This is a genomic window from Pseudonocardia sp., from assembly GCF_035305885.1.
In the GTDB taxonomy this organism is placed as follows: Bacteria; Actinomycetota; Actinomycetes; order Mycobacteriales; family Pseudonocardiaceae; genus Pseudonocardia.
Window position 1 is genome coordinate 16,758 of the sequence record NZ_DATGOP010000145.1, and the last position, 18,828, is coordinate 35,585.

The 18,828-nt window shown below is 74.9% G+C and carries 15 protein-coding genes and 1 pseudogene; 8 read left to right on the forward strand and 8 right to left on the reverse strand.

Annotated features, from left to right (window positions below; translation table 11 throughout):
- Positions 1-3 precede the first annotated feature (3 nt).
- Genes VKZ81_RS32425 through VKZ81_RS32440 form a run of 4 tightly spaced genes read right to left on the reverse strand, consistent with a single transcriptional unit; the run spans position 4 to position 5,701 of the window.
- Positions 4-1,641: a hypothetical protein gene (locus VKZ81_RS32425; RefSeq protein ID WP_324245570.1), complete on the reverse strand. Its 1,638-nt coding sequence runs from the start codon at positions 1,639-1,641 to the stop codon at positions 4-6.
- Complete coding sequence (locus VKZ81_RS32430; protein ID WP_324245571.1) at positions 1,638-2,855, reverse strand: serine/threonine-protein kinase; 1,218 nt, start codon at positions 2,853-2,855, stop codon at positions 1,638-1,640. The genes VKZ81_RS32425 and VKZ81_RS32430 overlap by 4 nt, the downstream gene beginning before the upstream one ends.
- Positions 2,848-4,830, reverse strand: a complete 1,983-nt coding sequence (locus VKZ81_RS32435; protein WP_324245572.1) for an AAA family ATPase — start codon at positions 4,828-4,830, stop codon at positions 2,848-2,850. Before VKZ81_RS32435 ends, VKZ81_RS32430 begins: the two co-directional genes overlap by 8 nt.
- A 28-nt stretch (positions 4,831-4,858) precedes the next feature.
- On the reverse strand, positions 4,859-5,701 hold the full coding sequence (locus VKZ81_RS32440; RefSeq protein WP_324245573.1) for an FHA domain-containing protein: 843 nt from the start codon (positions 5,699-5,701) through the stop codon (positions 4,859-4,861).
- Between the two features lie 168 nt (positions 5,702-5,869).
- Between VKZ81_RS32440 and VKZ81_RS32445 the strand changes: the two genes are divergently transcribed.
- Positions 5,870-6,868 (forward strand): L-threonylcarbamoyladenylate synthase, encoded by a 999-nt coding sequence (locus VKZ81_RS32445; RefSeq protein ID WP_324245574.1) that lies wholly within the window; start codon positions 5,870-5,872, stop codon positions 6,866-6,868.
- A 6-nt stretch (positions 6,869-6,874) separates the two neighbouring features.
- Here the strand turns inward: VKZ81_RS32445 and VKZ81_RS32450 are convergent, their stop codons facing one another.
- Genes VKZ81_RS32450 through VKZ81_RS32465 form a run of 4 tightly spaced genes read right to left on the reverse strand, consistent with a single transcriptional unit; the run spans position 6,875 to position 12,767 of the window.
- Positions 6,875-7,708, reverse strand: coding sequence for a carbohydrate ABC transporter permease (locus tag VKZ81_RS32450; protein ID WP_324245575.1), 834 nt, complete (start codon positions 7,706-7,708; stop codon positions 6,875-6,877).
- Position 7,709: 1 nt separating this feature from the next.
- The gene (locus VKZ81_RS32455) at positions 7,710-8,675 is read right to left on the reverse strand and encodes a carbohydrate ABC transporter permease (protein ID WP_324245576.1); all 966 of its coding nucleotides are present in this window, start codon (positions 8,673-8,675) and stop codon (positions 7,710-7,712) included.
- A gap of 43 nt (positions 8,676-8,718) precedes the next feature.
- Positions 8,719-9,996, reverse strand: a complete 1,278-nt coding sequence (locus tag VKZ81_RS32460; RefSeq protein ID WP_324245577.1) for an extracellular solute-binding protein — start codon at positions 9,994-9,996, stop codon at positions 8,719-8,721.
- Positions 9,993-12,767 carry an alpha-mannosidase gene (locus VKZ81_RS32465; RefSeq protein ID WP_324245578.1) on the reverse strand — a complete coding sequence of 925 codons (2,775 nt, stop codon included), beginning with the start codon at positions 12,765-12,767 and terminating at the stop codon, positions 9,993-9,995. Before VKZ81_RS32465 ends, VKZ81_RS32460 begins: the two co-directional genes overlap by 4 nt.
- 162 nt (positions 12,768-12,929) lie before the next feature.
- On the opposite strand from VKZ81_RS32465, the gene VKZ81_RS32470 reads away from it, so the two are divergent.
- The 7 genes and pseudogenes from VKZ81_RS32470 (at position 12,930) to VKZ81_RS32500 (ending at position 18,828) form a co-directional block, all read left to right on the forward strand.
- A complete protein-coding gene (locus VKZ81_RS32470; RefSeq protein ID WP_324245579.1) occupies positions 12,930-13,916 on the forward strand; it encodes a LacI family DNA-binding transcriptional regulator in 987 nt (328 codons plus the stop codon).
- 192 nt (positions 13,917-14,108) lie between these two features.
- Complete coding sequence (locus tag VKZ81_RS32475) at positions 14,109-14,588, forward strand: hypothetical protein (RefSeq protein WP_324245580.1); 480 nt, start codon at positions 14,109-14,111, stop codon at positions 14,586-14,588.
- 219 nt (positions 14,589-14,807) lie between these two features.
- Entirely contained in the window at positions 14,808-15,968 is a 1,161-nt protein-coding gene (locus VKZ81_RS32480; protein ID WP_324245581.1) for a hypothetical protein, read from the forward strand.
- A 47-nt stretch (positions 15,969-16,015) separates the two neighbouring features.
- Positions 16,016-16,528: pseudogene (locus VKZ81_RS32485) on the forward strand (ABC transporter ATP-binding protein); the annotation flags it as partial.
- 94 nt (positions 16,529-16,622) lie between these two features.
- Positions 16,623-17,372 (forward strand): GntR family transcriptional regulator, encoded by a 750-nt coding sequence (locus tag VKZ81_RS32490; RefSeq protein ID WP_324245582.1) that lies wholly within the window; start codon positions 16,623-16,625, stop codon positions 17,370-17,372.
- Complete coding sequence (locus VKZ81_RS32495; protein WP_324245583.1) at positions 17,369-18,340, forward strand: tripartite tricarboxylate transporter substrate binding protein; 972 nt, start codon at positions 17,369-17,371, stop codon at positions 18,338-18,340. The genes VKZ81_RS32490 and VKZ81_RS32495 overlap by 4 nt, the downstream gene beginning before the upstream one ends.
- Positions 18,337-18,828 carry a tripartite tricarboxylate transporter TctB family protein gene (locus VKZ81_RS32500; protein ID WP_324245584.1) on the forward strand — a complete coding sequence of 164 codons (492 nt, stop codon included), beginning with the start codon at positions 18,337-18,339 and terminating at the stop codon, positions 18,826-18,828. Before VKZ81_RS32495 ends, VKZ81_RS32500 begins: the two co-directional genes overlap by 4 nt.

The following is an 18,828-nucleotide window of genomic DNA, read 5'->3' on the forward strand; positions in this document are numbered from 1 at the left end:
CCCTCACCTCGGCTCCCGGATGGCGTGGACCCGCAGCGTCTCCAACACCCGGCCGACCGGGTCGCGCAGCCGCTGCTCGGCGGCGTTGATCGCGGCTTCGTCGACCACCCGGCCCAGGTGGCGCACCTCGCCGAAGCGCGCGCGGGACCGGCGAGCGACGGCGTGCGCCCTGCGCAGGACCGTGGTCGGCCGGACGCCGAGCACCCCGAACGCGGAGTCCCGGTACGGGTCCGCATCGGGGTGCCAGCGCCACGGGTTGTCGAACGGGACCTCGTCGCCGGTCCGCGCGGGCACGAAGGGGTCCGGCTCCGCGGCGGCGCGCAGCCGCTCCAACACCGCGTCGACGCGCCGCCTGCGGAGGGGATGCGCCCGCACGGCGGCCGCCAGCCGGGCCACGGCCGGGTGCTCGGCCAGCCCCTGCCGGTCGACGGCCCGGGTGCGTTCCAGGCGCTCCAGGAGCTCGATCGCCTCCATCGTCCGGGCCGCGGCCACGAGGTGCGCGATCTCGGCGACGTCGTCGCGGACGTCGCGCGTCGGGGGATCCGGCGCGCCGAGAACGTCGATCAGCTCGGCAGCCCACGCGCACCCCGGGTCCAGCGCCACCGCCTGCCCGAGCAGCGTGCGCGCCTCGGCGTCCCGGCCGGTGAGGTGGGCGCACTCGGCCTGTCTGGCGAGGCACTTGGCGATGTCCTTGTCGACCTCCCAGGGCGGCAGCCGCATGCCGGGCGAGAGGGCGAGCGCGTCGCGGAAGTACCGCTCGGCCAGCTGGTTGACCCGCTCGATCCGATGGATCTCGGCGGGGTCGTCGGTGATCCGGGGCGGCCACTCGGGGTACAGCAGCTGCGCGCCGCGCCAGTGCAGCAGGCGGGCCCGGTCGTCGGCGGGGACCGATTCGAAGGCCTCGGGCCGCAACACCTCGTCGACCCTGCGCAGGAGGTTCCGCACGAGCAACCACCCGTCGTCGCGATCGAGCAACGTCCACGCCCACTCGGTGGCCAGCACGACGAGCAGCCGGGCGGGCGCCGGCCCGGCCGGGTCGAGCTGCAACCACTCCGCGACCTCGTCGAAGACCGGGCCGAACCGCCGCTGCCGGATCGCCGCCGCGACCCGGCCGTCGAGGCCCGCGACCAGCGCCGCTCGAGCCCGTTCCACCGCCTCGGCGGGGAAACCCGAATCGCGGATCAGGGCGACGTGCTCCCCGGCCGGGCCCGGCGCCGGTCCACGCAGCTCACGGGCCAGCGCCACGTGCACCTCGAGGAGCATCGAGGGAAGGGCGTCGCGCACCGCGGCCAGCTCCTCTGCGGGCACGGGACACGCGTCCACCGGGGGAATCCGCTCGGCGAGGCCGTCCCAGAACGCGTCCGAGGCGTGCAGCGCCACCCACTCCGCCAGCGCCGCCCGCCAGTACGGCAGCGCCCGGTCGTGCGCGCCGGCGCGTTGGAGGTCGTAAGCGCGCGTGTGCAGGCAGATCGCGCGGTGGTGACGCACCCGGTCGTCCGGGCCCGGGTAGGGCCGGGTCCCGCCGAACAGCTCCTCGGCCTCGGCGGTCCAGGGGTGTACCTCGCCGTCGCGGTGCAGGGCCGCCCACGCCCGCTCGTCCCACTGCGCGCCGACGCCGTTGTCGACCGTTCCGTGCGTCATGCGCGGCCCTCCCGGGCCCGGAGCATCGTCAGGAACCCCTCCCCGGCCGGCGTACCGGCGAAGGCCCGCGCCGCGGCCCGCCACGTGGCGGGGCAGCTCGCCACGGCCAGGCCCTGCTTCGCCACGGCTCTCGCCCGACCGACCTCGTCGCGGCGCAGAGCCAGGTCGACCAGGAGCGGGTACAGCTCGACGACGCGTTCGGGCGCGGGCAGGGCGTCGTCGAGCGCGCCCGCCTCGATCGCGAGGCGCTCGGCGTGCGCCAGGTCTCCCGTCCGCAGGGCCTGTTCGAGCAACCCGACGTGCGCGCGCACCCGCTCGCGGTCCGAGACCGCGGGCGCGGCCGGCTCCGCCCGGTCCAGCAGCTCGAGCAGGACCGTGGCGTCGTCGGGCCGGTCGGCGCTGTTCGGCGAGAGCGCGCGCACGACGAGCTCCTCGAGCGGCTCGTTGCGAATGCTCGGCACCAGTTCCCCGGGCGGCGGAACCGGCCGGGTCCGGATCCGCCGCAACGCGCCGACGTCGGCGGGGCCCTCCTGCGGCAGGGCGGCCGTCACCTCGTGGTGGTGGGGCAGCCGCCCGGTCAGGAGCTGGTAGCCGATCATCCCGATCGCGTACACGTCGGCGCGCGCATCGACCACGCCCCCGCCGAGGATCTCGGGCGCCTGGTGGGTGAGCGTGCCGCCCATCGGGGCGGACCGGAGCAGGTCGTTGATCCGCTCGGCGTGCCCGAAGTCCCCGATCTTCAGCGAGCCGCTCGCCGTGCGCAGCACGTTGGCCGGCTTGAGGTCGAGGTGCACCGCGCCTTGCCGGTGCAGGAACCCCACGCCCTGGCAGATCTCGCGCAGCCAGGACCGCACCGTCGCGGCGGGCCAGCCGCGGTCCCGCACGACCCGGTCCGCCAGGCTGCCCTCGGCCAGCTCCATCACGAGGAACGGCACCCCGTCCTCGTCGACCCCCGCGTCGAGGCAACCGACCAGCCGGTGGCGCACGACCGGGTCGTCGCACCCGCCGACGAGGCGTTCGATCTTCAACGCCTCGCGCAGCATGGCCGGCGTCGCATCACCGCTGCCGAACCGCTTCAGCGCGACCGAGCGCAGCGGTACGTCGAGGACGCGGTGCTCGGCGCGGTACACCGTGCCGAACGCGCCCGCCCCGATCAGCTCGCGGACGACGTAACGGCCGGCCACGACGGGCGGCACACGGGTTTCGTCAGCCATGCGCGGCGATCACCGCCAACGCGCCGTCGCGGACGACCACCCGGGCCGCCGTCGGTTGCTCGCCGCGGTCGTCGGCCTCGTCGAGGAACCGCAGGAGGAGGCCGAGCACGGCGTCCGCGCACCGGACGACCCCCCTGGCCGCTTCGTCCACCCGCGTGGTGACCGCCTGCTCGACCACGTGCTCGCACACGTCGGGCGACCACTCCAGCCGCACGCCCAGCTCACCGAGGACCTCGCCGGCCCGCCGCTGCAGCGTGGCCTCGGCGATGTCCCGCAGGTCGTCCCGGGTGAACGGAGCGAACAGGATCGTCTCGTCGATCCGGTTGAGGAACTCGGGGCGCAGGAACCGCTCCAGCTCGCTGCGCAGCCGCCGAGACACCTCGGCCTCGTCCTCCTCCTCGTCCGGGAGCAGGTCGCTGCCCAGCTTCTCGGCTAGCTCGCCACGCAGGCCGGACGGGGCTGCGTCGAGTCCGCTCGCGCGCCTGCCGAGCGCGGCGAACCAACGCGCCCCGACGTTGGAGGTGAGCACGACGACGGCCTCCCGGGCGTCGCGGACCGGGCCGGCCGGGTCGGTCACGCGGCCCTCGTCCAGCAGCCGCAGCAACGCGTCGAGCACCAGCCGGTCGGCCTTCTCGACCTCGTCGAACAGCAGCACGCAGCGGGGCGTTCGGGCCAGGCCGTTGGTCAGCTTGCCCTCGCCGAAGCCGACGTACCCGGGCGGGGCGCCGATGAAGTTGCTGATCGCGTGCCGGGAGTTGTACTGCCCCATCTCGAACATGATCAGGTCGTCGGTGGAGCCGTACACCGCCTCGGCGATGAGGCGGGCGGTCATCGTCTTGCCGGTGCCGCTCGGACCGCAGAACAGGAAGGTCGCCAGCGGCCGGTCGCCCATCCGGAACCCGCGCCGGACGGCCCGCTTGATCAGCTCCAACCTGGGCAGCAACCGCGCGCCCACCGCGGGCTGGCCGATCAGCTGCCGCTGGAACCGCTCCAGGGCCTCGGACACGGACTCGGGTGTGGGCTCGGGCTCCACCTCCGGCTCGGTGTAGATGTCGGCGGCGAACCGCTTCAACGCGGGCAGGTCCACCCCGCTGGCACGCAGGACCCCGCTGACCGGGCTGCCCGGGACGCCGATCAGGGCCTCGAGCAGGTCCTGCTCGGCGACGACGGCCGACCCGCGCGCCGCGGCGACGCGGGCGGCGTGCTCGAGCGCGAGCCGGAACGCCGGCGCCACGCCGTCGCGCGTCACCCGCTCCGGCGCCGCTCCCCGCCGCCCGTCCCCGCGCAGCAGCATCAGCAGCCGCCCCCGCAGGTCGCGCAGGTCGAACCGCGCGTGCACGGCGCCCTGCGCGAGCAGGCCCTGCTCGGGAATCGCCATGGCGTGGGTCAACAGCAGGGTGCTGAGCGAACGGATGCCCAGGGCGGCCGCCTCCGTCACGGCCGAGTCGAGAACCCGCGCTGCGGCGGGGGTGAACGCCGCCTCGTCGAGCCGGCCGTCCGACCGCCACACGGTGGCCGGCGTGACCGGACCCCGCTCGGCGACGGCGCGCCACTCGGCGAGATCAGCACCGCCGTGGTGCTCCAGCACCTCCCGCGCCGCCGGTTCGAGGTGGGTCAGCGCAGCCGCGAGCAACGCGGACTCGTCGATCGGACCGTCGTGCCCGTCGAGCTCGTCGATCAACCGACGGGTGGCGGACGACGCGGTGTCCGAGGACAGCTCGACGACGACGGCCACGCCCGCGGGGGTCTGCTCGCGCATCGCGGTGGCGAAGACGTCGACCGGGATGCGTGCGCCGGCGAAGAGCCGGCCGGTCAGGCTCCCCGGCACCCGGGCCAGCGCGATGAGGAAGTGAGAGGGCTCGATGCGCGCCGCACCGGCCTCCACCGCCGCCGCCACGACGGTCCCGAGGTTCGCGGTCGCGCTGCGCAGCGACGGATCGAGCCGGTCGGCCGGTAGCGGGCGGTCGGTTCTCACACGTCCTCCACGGCAGACGGTGCGCCGCTCAGGCACCGGCGGCAGGGCTCGAGTCTCGCGTGGCGTGGGAGGGCTCGACCATGGGAGATTCATCGACGTCGTCGACCCGCGTGGCACCGGGACGGTTGGGCTCGACCCATGCCGCCAGCCGGTAGCCGATGCCGCGCACGGTCTCGATCAGTCGGGGCCGCGATTTGTCGAGCTCGAGCCGGGCCCGCGCGTCGTTGACCACGTCACGGACGTCCTCCTTCGTGAACGACCGTCCCGGCGGCCACTCGTGCCGCTCCCCCCACAGCGCGGTGATCAACTCGGTGTACTCGCACACGACGGGCGCTCCGTGGTTGCGGGCGCTCCGGTCGGCCATGTAACGAACCAGTTGGTAGGCCTTCGGCCGGAGACCGACGACCTCCTCGCGCCTTCCGTCGATCCGGCGGAACACCCGCGCGCCCACCCAGTCGACCTCGACCCGTGGGCGCTCCTCGGGCAGCTGCAGCCGCTCCGCGGGCCGCGTCACGTACGGGTCGACGTAGGCGAGGCTCCAGTAGCGGGCTCCACCCGAGGAATCGACGTCGCCGAGGATGAGGATCGTGTCGCCGTGCTGGAGCCGCGCCGTGCCCTCGAGCCTGGTCGTCCGGTCTCCCCGGCGGATCAGCGTGCCGTTGACCGTCGTGTTGTCGCTCGCGTACCAGGCGCCTGCCCGGAACTCGAGCACGCAGTGCACGCGACTCACCCACCGCTGCTGGTCGGGGCCGAGCTCGATGTCCGGTTGGGAGGTCGGACTCCCCCGGCCGATGCTCACCCGCTCCTTGCGCAGCTCGACCGAGCGGCGCTCCCCGTTCGGCGACGTGATGACCAGGCTCGTCGATCGCACCGCTCGATGATCGCGCATCATCCTCCGTCCGGCTGAGCGGCGACAGGGGCCTGGGCGCAGCCGCGCTGGTCCGGCAGGCGTATCGCCCCCGCGCCTTCGTCGGGCACCGGGCGCATATCCTGCTGGGCCGGGCCGGCATCGGTCCGGTGAACGGTGGGAGGATCGACGGTGTCGGCGGGTACCAGCACCATCCCGGAGGCCGCCATCGCGGAGGCGGCGGGCGTGCTGCGCGCCAGCGGCCTGGTCGCCTTCCCGACCGAGACCGTCTACGGGCTGGGCGCCAACGCCGAGGACGCAGCCGCCGTCGGCCGCGTGTTCGCGGTGAAGGGCCGCCCACCCACCCACCCGCTGATCGTCCACATCGCGCGCGCCGACCAGCTCGACGACTGGGCCGCCGACGTGCCCGAGCCCGCGCGCGTGCTGGCCGAGCGCTTCTGGCCGGGCCCGCTCACGCTGGTCCTGCGCCGCAGCCCCCGGATCCCGGACGCGACGACCGGCGGGCTGGAGACGGCTGCGATCCGCGTCCCGAACCACCCCGTCGCGCTCGCCCTGCTGTCGGCGTTCGGCGGCGGCGTCGCGGCCCCGTCGGCCAACCGCTTCGGCTCGGTCAGCCCCACCACGGCCGCCCACGTGCGCGCCGAGCTCGGCGACGCCGTCGACCTCGTCCTCGACGGCGGGCCGTGCGCGGTCGGGGTCGAGTCGACGATCGTCGACGTCACCGGCGGGGAACCGACCATCCTGCGGCCCGGCGGGGTGACCCGGGAGGACCTCGAGGCCGCGCTGGATCGCCCGCTCGCGGTGCCCGGGTCGAGCAGCATCCGGGTGCCCGGACAGCACCCGTCGCACTACGCGCCGCGCGCACGGGTCGTGCTCGTCGCGCCCGACGACGTCGTCGTCGAGGCCGAGCGCGCGCACGACCGGGGCGAGCGGGTGGGCGTGCTGCTGCCGCCCGCCGTCGCCGGCGCCGGCGCCGAGGTGAAGGCGCACGCCGTGGTGGCGGTGCCCGCCTCGACCGCGGCGTACGCGCACCGGCTCTACGGCTTCCTCCGCGAGTTCGACCGGGAAGGCTGCGACCTCGTCGTCGCGTCGCTGCCGGAGGAGCACGGGCTGGGCCTCGCCATCGCCAACCGGCTGCGGCGGGCCGCGGGGCCGCGGCCGCCCGCGTGAGGGCGCTCAGCCCTTGACCGCTCCGGCGGTGAGCGCGCCGACGATGTGCCGCTGGAACACCACGAACAGCACGATCACCGGGGCGACGGCGAGGACGCTGCCCGCCGCCAGGTACTGCGTGGTGATCTCGCCCGCGGTCTGCTGCAGGTTGACGACGCCGACCGACACCGGGAACAGCTCGCGGGTGTCGAGCAGGATGAACGGCACCGCGAACTGCGACCACGTCGTGACGCCGCCGAGGATCGCCGCCGAGGCGAGCCCGGGCCGGATGGTCGGCAGGATCACCGAGACGACCGTCCGCAGCCGGGAGCAGCCGTCGATCATCGCGGCCTCGTCGAGCGCCCTCGGCACGGTGTCGAGGTAGGTCTTGAGGAACCAGGTGAGGAACGGCGCGATCATCGCGATGTAGATCAGCACCAGGCCGACGTAGCTGTCGACGAGCCCGAGGGCCACGAACAGCCGGTACGCCGGGACGGCGATGATCAGCGGGGACACGAGCTGGGCGGCCAGCACGCCGCGGGAGTAGGTCCGCCTGCCGCGGAAGACGAACCGGGACAGCCCGTACGCGGCGGGGACCGCCACCAGCAGCGCGCCGGTGACGCTGACGGCGACGAGGAACAGCGAGTTCACGAGGTACCGCCCGATCGGGGTGTTCTCCAGCACCGTGGCGTAGTTGCCCCACTGCGGCGACTCCGGCAGCAGGCTCGGCGGCGACTGCAGGGTCTCCGGGCCGGTCTTGAGCGACAGCGACAGCACCCACGCCAGCGGGAAGGCGAACGCGATCACGAGCACGGCCTGGCCGAGGTGGTAGCCGGCCCGCCCGATCCGGTCTCCGCGCATGTCAGGCCACCCCCTCCTGGCGCTCGACCAGCCGGAGGTAGAGCGCGATCATCACCACGTTGAGCGCCATGAGGACCACGGCCATCGCGGCGCCGCGGCCGAGGTTGAGCTGGTTGAACAGCTCGTCGTAGACGCCGAGCGCGAGCACCTGCGTCGCGGTGCCCGGCCCGCCGCCGGTGAGCGCGAGCACCATGTCGAAGGTGTTGAACGTCTCGACCACGACCAGCACGAGCGTGGTCGTGAGGATCGGCAGCATCAGCGGCACCGTGATCCGGCCGAGGATCTGGTGCGCCCGCGCGCCGTCGATGCGCGCCGCCTCGTAGACGTCGTCCGGGATCGTCTTGAGCCCGGCGTAGCAGAGGATCATCGAGAAGGCGGTGCCCCGCCACACGTTGGCGACGATCACCGAGGTGAGGGCGAGGTCGGGGTCGGACAGGAACGGCGCCTGGCCGGAGAACCCGAGCAGGGACAGGCCGTGGTTGAGGATGCCGGACCCGGTCTCCTGGTACAGCAGGCCCCAGATCACCCCGATGACCACGCCCGGGATCGCCCACGCGGCCATGACGACCGCCCGGGTGACCACGGTGCCGCGCAGGCCGCGCCGTTCCGCGCCGTGCACGAGCAGCGCGGCCGCGAACCCGATGAGGAGCTGGAAAACCGTGCTGAACAGCACGAACACGAACGTGATGCCCAGCGTCTGCTGGAAGTCGGTGCCGCGGGCGAGCGAGCGGTAGGTGTCGAGGGTGAACCGGTAGGGCTCCCCGGAGACGAGGCTGGCGTCGGTGAAGCTCAACCGGACGATCTCGACCACCGGGTAGACGAGCACGAGCGCGAGCAGCAGGCCGAGCGGGAGCAGCCACGGCCACGCCGCTCTGCCGGGGTGCGCGAAGCGGTCGCGGCCGGGCGGCCGGTCCTGCCGGGTCGGGGGTCGGGTGCTGGTGGCCTCGGCGCTGAGGGAGGTGGTCATGGTGTGCCGTCCACGGGTCGGAGCGGGTGGGGTGGGAAGGCCGTCAGACGATGCGGTCGAGGGCCTGGTCCAGGGCCTCGGCGGCGCTCGTGGTGCCGGACGCGACGCTGGACAGGGCGATCTGCAGGCTGTTGGACACGGCGAGGTACTTGCGGGCACCCGGGCGCGTCCGCGAGTACGCGGCGAGGTGGTCGCGGAAGACGGGGGTGAACGGGTTCTGCTGGTAGGCCGGGTTGGAGTAGACGCTCTGCCGAGGTGGCAGGTAGCCGCCCGCGGTGCACCAGGCCGCCATCCCGTCGTCGCCGACGTAGGCCCGGACGACCCAGTCGATGCCGGCGTCGACCTCCTCCGGGTCGTCGCTGAACGCCGCCCACACCCATCCGCCCGCGGTGGTGACGTGGCGCTCGCCGGAGATGCTGGGGATGGGCGCGACGGCCCAGGTGTCGAAGAAGTCGCCGGTGGGCAGCGCGTTGTTGAGCGCGGCCGCCTGCCAGCTGCCGCCGATGAACATCGCGACCCGGCCGGCGACGACGTCGCTGTTGAGGTCGTCCTCCTTGCCGAACGTGGCGACGCGGCGCGGCGTGACGCCCTCGGCGACGCAGCGCTCCACCACCGCGAGCGCGTCGCGCATGGCGGCGTACCCGGGCCCGCTGCCGAAGGCGGGCTGCCCCGAGGCGTCGAACAGCTCCAGCCCCTGCGCCCAGTACTGCGGCCACAGCGTGGTGGCGACCGCGCCCTCGCTGCGGCCACCCGGGAACAGCACGGCGTGGCCCTGCTCGGCGAGCGGGCGGGCGACGGCGATCAGCTCGTCCCACGTGCTGGGCGGGGTCGGCACCAGGTCCTTGCGGTGGTAGAGGACGCGCACGTCGGTGGTGAACGGCAGCGACCGCACGTCGGGCCCGGAGCCGGTCATGATCGGGCGCAGGCTCGGGAACCAGTCGTCGACGTCGAGGCCCGCGGCCGCCACCTGGCTGGTGATCGGCCGGGCGTAGGGGGCCATCCGGCCGAAGACGTACCCGTCGACCTGGGAGACGTCCGGCGCCCTCCCCTGGGAGGCCTGCAGGAGCAACTTGGCCATGGCGGCGGCGGTGTCGGCGCTGGTGACGGCCGGCGCGATCGCCACCCCGGACTCCGCCTGGAAGGCGTCGAGCACCGACCTCAGGTAGTCGACCCGCTTCGGGTCGGTGCCCTGCAACGAGTAGGAGGGGATGGCCTGCCACGTCACGCCGGACGGGGCCGCGGCGCACCCCGTCACCGTGGCCGCGGCGCCACCCAGCACGGCCAGCCGCAGCACCTCCCGCCGGCTGAGCTTCACGGTCATCTGCGCGCACCTTTCTCCTCGTCGAGATCGGTCAACCGCACGGTCGCGATCTGGCCGGCCGCCAGGGGGAACCGGATCCGGGTCGTCCCCGCCCGCTCCAGCTCGACGGCCGACCCGTCGTCCAGGTCCCGCTCCTCGAGGTCGCACCGCCGGGCGGCGCCGACGGCGAACCGGGCGTGCAGCTGGGCGGTGACCGGCTCGTCGGTGCTGTTGAACACCCGGACGACCAGGCCGTCGCCGTCCTCGGCGGTCTTGACCGCCGACAGCACGACGCCCTCCGGCTCGACCGCGAGCCCGACGTCGGGGGTGTGCGGCCGGGGCTGGCGGGCCGCGCCCTGCACCGCCACCGCGCCCTGCACCGCCACCGCGCGCAGGGGCGTCGCGAAGCGCTCGGCCGCCCGGTAGAGCTGCCCGGGCCCGGCGGAGGGGCGGTAGGGCCGCAGCCCGAGCCGGAAGGTGTGCACGCCGGGGCACTGCGCCTGCGGGGTCGGCAGCTCCGGGCCGATCTTGTGCGGGCGCGCGGGGTGGTCGGTGCGGGCGAGCCAGCCGACGGCCCGCAGGGCGGTGACGTCGACCGTGCCGTCCGCGGCGCAGGTGTACTCGTGCAGGCCCTCGGTGAGGATCTGCATCCCCTGCTCGCCGTCCTCGGTCGCGACGAACCGGCGCATGGCGCACGCGCCCGACGGCGGCTCCTGCCAGCCCGCGTGGTCGCCGGAGACCGGGCCGCGGTGCACGACCCCGAAGGCGGACTCGGCCACCGTCCGGCCCGCGCCGAGGCCGGTGGGGAACCGCAGCCGGACCCGGTGGTCGCGGGCGCGGTTGTCCACCGTCAGCGCGACCCGCACGAGGTCCTCGCCGGGGAGGAGGGTGACGCGCAGCGCGACCGGCAACTCCTCCGTGGCCGACGTTCGGCCCGTGCGGTCCTGCGTCAGGCCCGCGGGGACGGTGAGCCGGGTGTGGCCGAGCATCTCGTGCGGGCCGGTGACGGTGCCCGGCCGCCAGGTCGCGGTGCGCGACGAGATCGGCTCGTCCCCGTCGACCGCGCCGAACCCGTACTCGTCGCCGCGGTCGCCGTCGTCGAGCAGCTCCAGCAGGCCGGTGGCGCGGTAGCCGGTGTCGGCCGCGGTCACCGAGAGCGTGCCGTCGGCTGCGAGCTCGACGGCGAGGATCCCGTTGTCGAGGCGGCGGGGCGACTCCCGCGGCGGTTCGGTGGCCGACCGGACGGGCGTGTCCTCGCCCGGCACCAGGCGGTACACCGACCGGCCGAGGGCGGGGACGTCCTCGGCCGTGAACGCGACGGCGTCGCGGCGGACCTCCTTGCGGCGGTCCAGCGCGTCGACCACGGCCACGTCGCCGCCGGCGGCGACGGTGAACGGGATCGGACGGCCGTCCGGGTCGAGCAGCCGGTAGCGCGACAGGTCGACCCCGTCGCCCTGGGTCCACCCGAACGTCCGCGTGCCCAACGGCGCGTCGAGGTCGGGGACGACCTGCACTTCGACCGGGCCGCTGCGGGCGAAGCCGCTCGGGTTGACCACGACGACGGGGATCTCCCCGGGCGGCGCGTCGGGCGCCGCCGCCCGCGCGATCCGCTCCACCGCGTCGTCGGCGACGGTTGCGGCGATCTGCTCGATCTTTCCGAAGCGGGTCTCCATCTCGGCGTGCACCTCGTCGACGGAGCAGCCGCAGATGGAGTCGTGGGCGTAGTTCTTGACCAGCTCGCGCCACGCGTGGTGCAGCAGGTCCCGCGACGAGCGGCCGTCGACCAGCGTCGCGAGCGCGTCCAGCCGTTCCGCCTGGGTGGCGAGCAGGCTCTCGGTGCGTTCGGCCAGCCCCTTCATCGGCGTGCGGGTGGAGGCGATGCCGTCGAAGACGTCGTGGCGCCGCCCGTGGCGGAACTCGCCGCGCTCGACCCGGTCGGGCAGCGGGCGCTCGGCCACGAGCTCGTGGAACTCCTCCAGCCCGCCCAGCCGCAGCGCCGTCGGCACGTCCTTGTCCAGCGACCGCACCATCTCCGGCACGCCGCTCTGGACGCGCAGGTGGTCACCCCCGTTGAGCAGCAGCAGCACGCCGGTCGGCGCGCGGCGGCCGAGTCGGTCCAGAAGCTCCGGCAGGGAGTCGTAGCGCACGAGCGTGCCGTGGTGCAGCCGCATCGCGGCGGCGTCACCGGTCAGCACGGCGGCGTTCGAGTAGCTCTCCGACAGCCACTCGACCAGCACCCTCGACCCGTCGGGCGCCTCCCACCAGAACTGGCTGCCCGTCTCGTCGACGTCCTGGCCGAAGCCCCGCATCGCGTAGAAGGTCGAGATGCCGAAGCCGCGCAGGATCTGCGGCAGCTGGTGGACGTGGCCGAACGTGTCCGGAAGGTAGCCCTCGCGCATCACCCACCCGAGCTCCGCCGACACCCGGCACCCGATGAGCAGGTTGCGGACCAGGCCCTCGCCGGAGACGTGGAACTCGTCGGGCTGCACGTAGAACGGGCCGGGGCGCAGCCGCCCCGCGCGGACCAGCGCCGTGAGCCGGTCGCGCTGGGCGCGGCGGACCTCCAGGTAGTCCTCCACGATGACCGCCTGCCCGTCCAGCAGGAAGGCGGGGAGATCGGGCTCGGCCTCCAGCGTGTCGACGAGCTCGTCCAGGAAGCGGACGAGGTGGAACCGCATCACCTCGAACGGCTCGTACCACTCGCGGTCCCAGTGCACGTGCGGCACCACGACCGCGATCTGCTCGCCGGTGCTCGGCCCGGTCCGGTCAGCGGCCTCGATGGAGGTCGACACCCGACTCCTCTCACAGCTACGTCAACGATGACGGTCAACGTTGACGTAGTGCACACTGTCCCGGTGGGCCTGTCAAGACGGACGGATGTCGAAACCCTGGACGATCCCCCCGGCAACCAGGGCGACCCGGCCCGTCGGCGGCGGCCGCCGAGCCGCCCGACCATGAAGGACATCGCCGACCGGGTCGGGGTGAGCATCAAGAGCGTGTCGCGGGTGCTCAACGGGGAGGGCGGGGTGTCCCCCGCGACCGCGCAGCGGATCCTCGACATCGCGTCCGAGGTCGGGTTCCGCCGCAACGACCTGGCCCGCGACCTGCGCAGGGGCCACCGGACCGGCACGATCGGGCTCGCGCTGCGGCGATCCTCGACCCGCTTCTACGACGACCTCATCCGCGGCGTCGAGGAGATCGCCGAGGAACGCGGCGCCCTGGTCCTCACCGCGGGCTCCCGCTCGGCGGAGCGCGAACGCGAGACCCTGCTCGCCCTGTCCTCCCGCCGCGTCGACGGGCTGCTCGTCGAGCCCAACGGGCCCGACCACTCGTTCCTGTCCGCCGAGCAGGCGATGGGGACCCCCGTGGTGTTCGTCGACCGGCCGCCGAGCCGGCTCACCGCCGACACGATCCTCAGCGACGACTTCGCAGGCGGGCGCGCGGCCACCGCCCACCTCGTCGCGCACGGGCACCGGCGGATCGGCGTGATCGGCGCCCTGCCCGACCTCCACACCGTGCGGGAGCGGTTGCGCGGCCACGAGGCGGCGCTCGCCGAGGCCGGGATCGCGCCCGACGAGCGGCTCGTCCGCCTGAACCGGGAGACCGCCGACCAGGCCCACGCCGCCGCGGCCGAGCTGCTCGCGGCGGTGGATCCCCCCACCGCGCTGTTCACGCTGAACAACGTCTGCACGATCGGCGCCGCCCGCGCCCTGCGCGAGGCGGGGCGGGAGAGCCGGGTCGCGCTGATCGGCTTCGACGACTTCGACCTGGCCGACCTGCTCACCCCGCCCGTCACCGTCGTCGCCCACGACGTGACGGAGATGGGCAGGCAGGCTGCCCGCCTGCTGTTCGCCCGGATCGACGGCTACGCCGAGCCACCGCAGCGCATCGTCCTGCCGGTCGAACTGATCGCCCGCGGCTCGGGCGAGATCGAGCCCTGACCCAGGACCAGGTCATCCCGTCGCGGCCCGGGGCCCCGTGCTCGCCCACCGCACCGGGGTCGGCAAGGCCCTGCTCGCATTCGGCCCGCCGGACCGCCTCGAGGCCGTCGTGGCCGCCGGCCTGCGCCGGGGCATGCGCGGGCTCCGGGCGGGCGCACCGCCCGCGAGCGCCGGCCGTGGCAGGCTTCGATCATGGCGACGCCCGACGAGCCGACCCGAGCCGACCTGGAGCGGCAGCTGCGCGAGGCGACGGGGGACCTCCGGGTGTGGGCACTGCGGGGCGGCGTGGCGCTGGCGCTGCTGGTCGCGCTCTTCGTGCCGGTGGCGCGGGTCGAGCGGATCGGCTACGGCGACCCGGTGGCGGGCACGCTGGTCGATCTCGTCCCGGCGCAGGCCCTCGCGCTGCTGGTGCTCGTGGGCGGGCTGGCCACGGTCGCCCTGCTCGGCCTGTGCGCGGGCGGCGCCGGCGGGCTGCGGCGCGCAGCCGCCGCAGCGGCGGTGCTCACGCTCGTGCTGGTCGTCGCGGTGGTCGTCGTCGACGGCGACCCCGGCACCGGCCGCACCGGCGACTGGCGCTACGAGGTGACCGCGGGCGTCGTCCCGCTGCTGGTGCTGCTCGCGCTCGCCTGCTCCGCGAGCCTCCGGCGCAGCCCCAGCGAGATCAACGGCTGACCACGGTCGCGGCGCGGCCCGCGCATCGGCTGGTACGGACCGGTGTCACCGGCTCGCGCGGTCGCGCGAGGTCCCGGCGGCGCGCACCAACCGCTACCGCGACGTCCCGGCACCGATTATCCTCGAAAGCCGAGTTTAATCGGAGGTTCCCGTGGAGCTCGCCACCGCGCGCGCGGTCCTGCCGACCGGCACCCGCCTCGACCACGCCGCCCCGCGCCGGTGAGCGGGCTCGCGAGCGGTTCCTCGACGCAGCCCCGCAACGTCGTCCTGCGGGTCGCCCCGGGCCCGGCCGCCGTCGGGTTCACGATCAACAGCCTCGGCGCGTGCCTGGTGTTGCTCGCCCGCGACCTGGACCGGCCTCCCGCGGGGCTGGTGTGGCTCTCCTCGTCGTTCGGCGTCGGACTGCTGCTGGTGGGCGCGGCGGGGCCCGTGCTCCTGGGCCGCGGCCCGCGACCCGTGCTGCGCGGCGCCGCGCTGGTCGCCGCCGCCGGGGCGGCGCTGCTCGGTACCGGGACCACGGCCTTCCTCGCCGCGGCCGGCGCGCTGCTGCTCGGCACCGGCTCCGCCGGGCTCGTCATGGTCACGCCCGCCCTGCTGCGGGGTCCCGCGGTCGGCGCACGCCTGGCGCGGGTCAACGCGGCCTCCAGCGTGTGCGGCATCCTGGGCCCGCTGTCGGTGGGGACGCTCGACGCGCAGCTGGGCAGCGGACGGTTCGCGCTGCTGCTCGCCGTGCCGCCGCTCGTGGCCATCGCGGCGACCGCGGGCTGGGCCCCCGGACCGGCGCGGGCCGCGCCGGAGGCGGTGTCGCCCCGGCCGCCCGCGCGGCGCGTCGCCGTGGCCTGGGTGACCGTGGTGCTCGGGGTGTCGGTCGAGTTCTGCTTCACGATCTGGGCCGCCGCCCGGCTGCAGGACGCCGGGCTCGCCCCGGGGCCCGCCGGGGCCGCGGCCGTGGCGTTCCTGATCGGCATGGCCGTCGGCCGGTACGGGGCGCCGTGGCTGATCGGGCGCGGGTTCCCGGTCGTGCCCGCCGGGTGCGCGGTCGTCGTCGCGGGAACGCTCGCGGTCGCCGTGCCCGACGGCCCGGCGCCGGTCGTCGCCGGGCTCGCGGTCGCCGGGCTGGGCACGGCCGCCTTCTACCCCGTCACCCTCGCCCGCCTGGTCCAGGTGCCGGGCATGTCCGACGTGCGCGGCCCCGCCTTCGGGGCGCTGGCGTCCGGCACCGCCGTCCTCGGCGCGCCGGTGGTGCTCGCCGGGCTCGGCACGGCGCTCGACCTGAGCGCGGCGTACCTGATCGCCGTGCTGCCGCTCGCCGCCGCGCTCGCGGCGATCACGTGGCGAGGGCGGGCAGGCCACCCGCCTTCGCCGCAACGCCCGGGGTGAAACCGCGCCGGGGGCCCGGTGAAACCGCACCGTCGCACCCTCGGCGCGTGACGACGACATCCCCGACCACCCCGGCCGTCCGCACCGAGGGGCTGGTCAAGACCTTCGGCGGCCGCCGCGCCGTCGACGGCGTCGACCTCGAGGTCGCGCCCGGAGAGGTCTTCGGCGTCCTCGGCCCCAACGGCGCGGGCAAGACGACCGTGCTGCGCATGCTGGCCACCCTGCTCGCGATCGACGGGGGTCGCGCCGAGGTCTTCGGCGTCGACGTGCGGCGCCACGCCCACGTGGTCCGCCAGCTCATCGGCCTCACCGGGCAGTACGCCTCGGTGGACGAGAACCTCACGGCCGCCGAGAACCTGTGGCTGTTCGGCCGCCTGCAGGGCCTGGGCCGGGCGGCGGCGCGCGACACGGCGCGGCGCCTGCTCGCCCGGTTCGGCCTGGAGGACGCCGCGGACCGGCAGGTCTCCCAGTTCTCCGGCGGCATGCGCCGCCGGCTCGACCTCGCCGCCAGCCTGATCACCCAGCCACCGCTGATCTTCCTCGACGAGCCGACGACCGGGCCGCCCGGTCGACGAAGTCCCGAGCCCGCTCCCTTGTCGGACCACCGTTGACGGTTTACGGTTAACCGTAATCCGTTACCCGACGACCCGAGAGATGAGCGTGACCGCGAACAGCAGCGCATGGCGCGCGTCCGTCGACGGCATCCGGCCTGCGCCCGCGCTGGGCAGCCACGTGCTGCAGCAGCTGCGGCGGCTGATCATCCGCGGCGAGCTGCAACCCGGCACCCACCTGGTCGAGGCCCAGCTGTCGGAGACCTTCGACGTGAGCCGCGGCCCGGTCCGCGACGCGCTGCGTCAGCTCGAGGTCGAGGGGCTCGTGGAGTCGCGCAGGCGCGGGGTGTTCGTCATCGGCCTGACGGTGCAGGACATCGAGGAGCTCTACTCGCTGCGCCAGCTGCTGGAGGCCGAGGCCGTCCGCACCTGCATGGCCCGCCCCGACCGGTCGTCGTACGCCTCGGCGCGGGAGGCGCTCGAACGCATGGAGGCCGCCGCCGAGGCCGGCGACAGCCACGCGTTCGCCGTCGCCGACCTCGCCTTCCACACCAGCTTCTACGACGCCTGCGGCCATCGCCGGCTCGCCAGCGTCTGGCAGCAGTACCGGCCGACGTTCGCCGACATGCTGTCGGTGACCAACGCCGAGGACCGCGACCTGCGGCCCACCTACCAGGACCACGTCGACCTGCTCGCCGCGATCGAGCGCGGGGACGAGGCGGCGGCCGTGGCCACGCTGCGCGAGCACGTCGACGGCTCGCGGCGCCGGATGCTCACCGCCTACCGGCGGTTCACAGGGGCGGGCGGGCCCCCACCCGCCACCGAAGATCGACGAGGGAGTCGTCAGCCATGATCCGTTGCACCCGGCGCGCGGTGATCGCCACCGCCGCGATGGCCGCGCTGGCCCTGTCCGGCTGCGCCGGCGGCGGGGAATCGTCCGGCTCGGACGCCGCCGCCTACCCGGAGGAGGACATCACGCTGATCGTCCAGGCCGCCGCGGGCGGCGGCTCGGACCTCAGCGCACGGGCGCTCGCCTCGGAGCTCGAGCCGATCCTCGGCGTCTCGGTCGTCGTGGAGAACCGCCCCGGCGCGGCCGGCTCCACGGCCATGCAGTACGTCGCCGACGCGAAGCCCGACGGCTACACGATCGGGTTCGTCCCGGTCGAGGTGGCGATGCTGAAGCACTTGAACTACGACGTCGACCCGGCCGACTACGACTTCCTCGGCCAGATCATGCTCGGCCCGGGTGTGCTCTCCGTGCCGGTCGACAGCCCGTACCAGACGCTCGAGGACTTCGTCGCGGCCGCGAAGGCGCAGCCGCTCGCGGTCGGCACCTCCGGCGCCGGGTCCATCTGGGAGGCCGCCGCGATGGGGCTGGCCAGGGAGACCGGCGCGCAGCTGACCCCGGTCCCGTTCGACGGTGAGGCCCCCGCCATCGCCGCGGTCGCGGGTGGCCAGATCGACGCCGCCGTCGGCGGCGGGGCGGCGACGTCCGCCGCCTACGCCGAGAAGCAGGTGCGCCCGCTCGCGGTGTTCCACAGCGAGCGCCACCCGCTCATGCCCGACGTCCCCACCGCCGCAGAGGCGGGCTACCCGCTCGAGTTCGGCGGCTGGGGTGGCATCTACGCGCCCAAGGGGCTGCCGCCCGAGGTCCGCTCGAAGCTCGAGTCGGCCATCCAGCAGGCGGCGAACTCCCCGAGCTTCACCGAGACGATCAGCAAGAGCGGGTCGCTGCCGGTCTACAAGAACAGCGAGGAGTTCACCGCGTTCGTCAACGCCGAGTTCGAGCGGTTCGGCACGCTCCTCGGGCAGGGCGGATGACGGCACCCGACGACTCGGGGGCGCCCGCCGCGCCCGGCGCCCGCCCGTCGAAGCCGATGGAGGTCGCCGTGGCCGCGGTCGCGCTCGCCGGCTTCGCCGTGGTCTTCCTGCTGGCGCGGGGCATCGAGCTGCGCGTGGAGACCGGCGGGATCGACCCGCGGTGGTGGCCGCAGGTGCTGGGCGCCACCGGCGCAGCGCTCAGCGCCGTGCTCCTCGGCCGTGCCGTGGTGGGCGCGCCCGCGCGGCGGGAGGGCGTGCAGGAGGCCACCCGCGACGGCCGGGTCCGCACCGTGCTCGTCGTGGCGCTGGCCGCGCTCTACGTCGTCGCCTGGCCGCTCGCCGGCTTCGTCGTGGCCACGCCCGTGTTCCTGGCCGCAGGCGCGTACCTGTTCGGCGGGCGGGGCTGGGCGGCGCTGCTGGCGTTCCCGGTCGGGCTGACCGCGCTGCTCTACCTGCTGTTCCACTCGGTGCTGGAGGTACCCCTGTGA

Excerpts from the sequence above, each read along its gene's own strand:
- VKZ81_RS32425 (WP_324245570.1), bottom strand. The coding sequence starts at position 1,641 with ATGACGCACGGAACGGTCGACAACGGCGTCGGCGCGCAGTGGGACGAG.
- VKZ81_RS32500 (WP_324245584.1), top strand. The coding sequence starts at position 18,337 with ATGACGGCACCCGACGACTCGGGGGCGCCCGCCGCGCCCGGCGCCCGC.
- VKZ81_RS32430 (WP_324245571.1), bottom strand. The coding sequence starts at position 2,855 with ATGGCTGACGAAACCCGTGTGCCGCCCGTCGTGGCCGGCCGTTACGTC.
- VKZ81_RS32470 (WP_324245579.1), top strand. The coding sequence starts at position 12,930 with ATGAAGGACATCGCCGACCGGGTCGGGGTGAGCATCAAGAGCGTGTCG.
- VKZ81_RS32495 (WP_324245583.1), top strand. The coding sequence starts at position 17,369 with ATGATCCGTTGCACCCGGCGCGCGGTGATCGCCACCGCCGCGATGGCC.
- VKZ81_RS32475 (WP_324245580.1), top strand. The coding sequence starts at position 14,109 with ATGGCGACGCCCGACGAGCCGACCCGAGCCGACCTGGAGCGGCAGCTG.
- VKZ81_RS32460 (WP_324245577.1), bottom strand. The coding sequence starts at position 9,996 with ATGACCGTGAAGCTCAGCCGGCGGGAGGTGCTGCGGCTGGCCGTGCTG.
- VKZ81_RS32455 (WP_324245576.1), bottom strand. The coding sequence starts at position 8,675 with ATGACCACCTCCCTCAGCGCCGAGGCCACCAGCACCCGACCCCCGACC.
- VKZ81_RS32490 (WP_324245582.1), top strand. The coding sequence starts at position 16,623 with ATGAGCGTGACCGCGAACAGCAGCGCATGGCGCGCGTCCGTCGACGGC.
- VKZ81_RS32450 (WP_324245575.1), bottom strand. The coding sequence starts at position 7,708 with ATGCGCGGAGACCGGATCGGGCGGGCCGGCTACCACCTCGGCCAGGCC.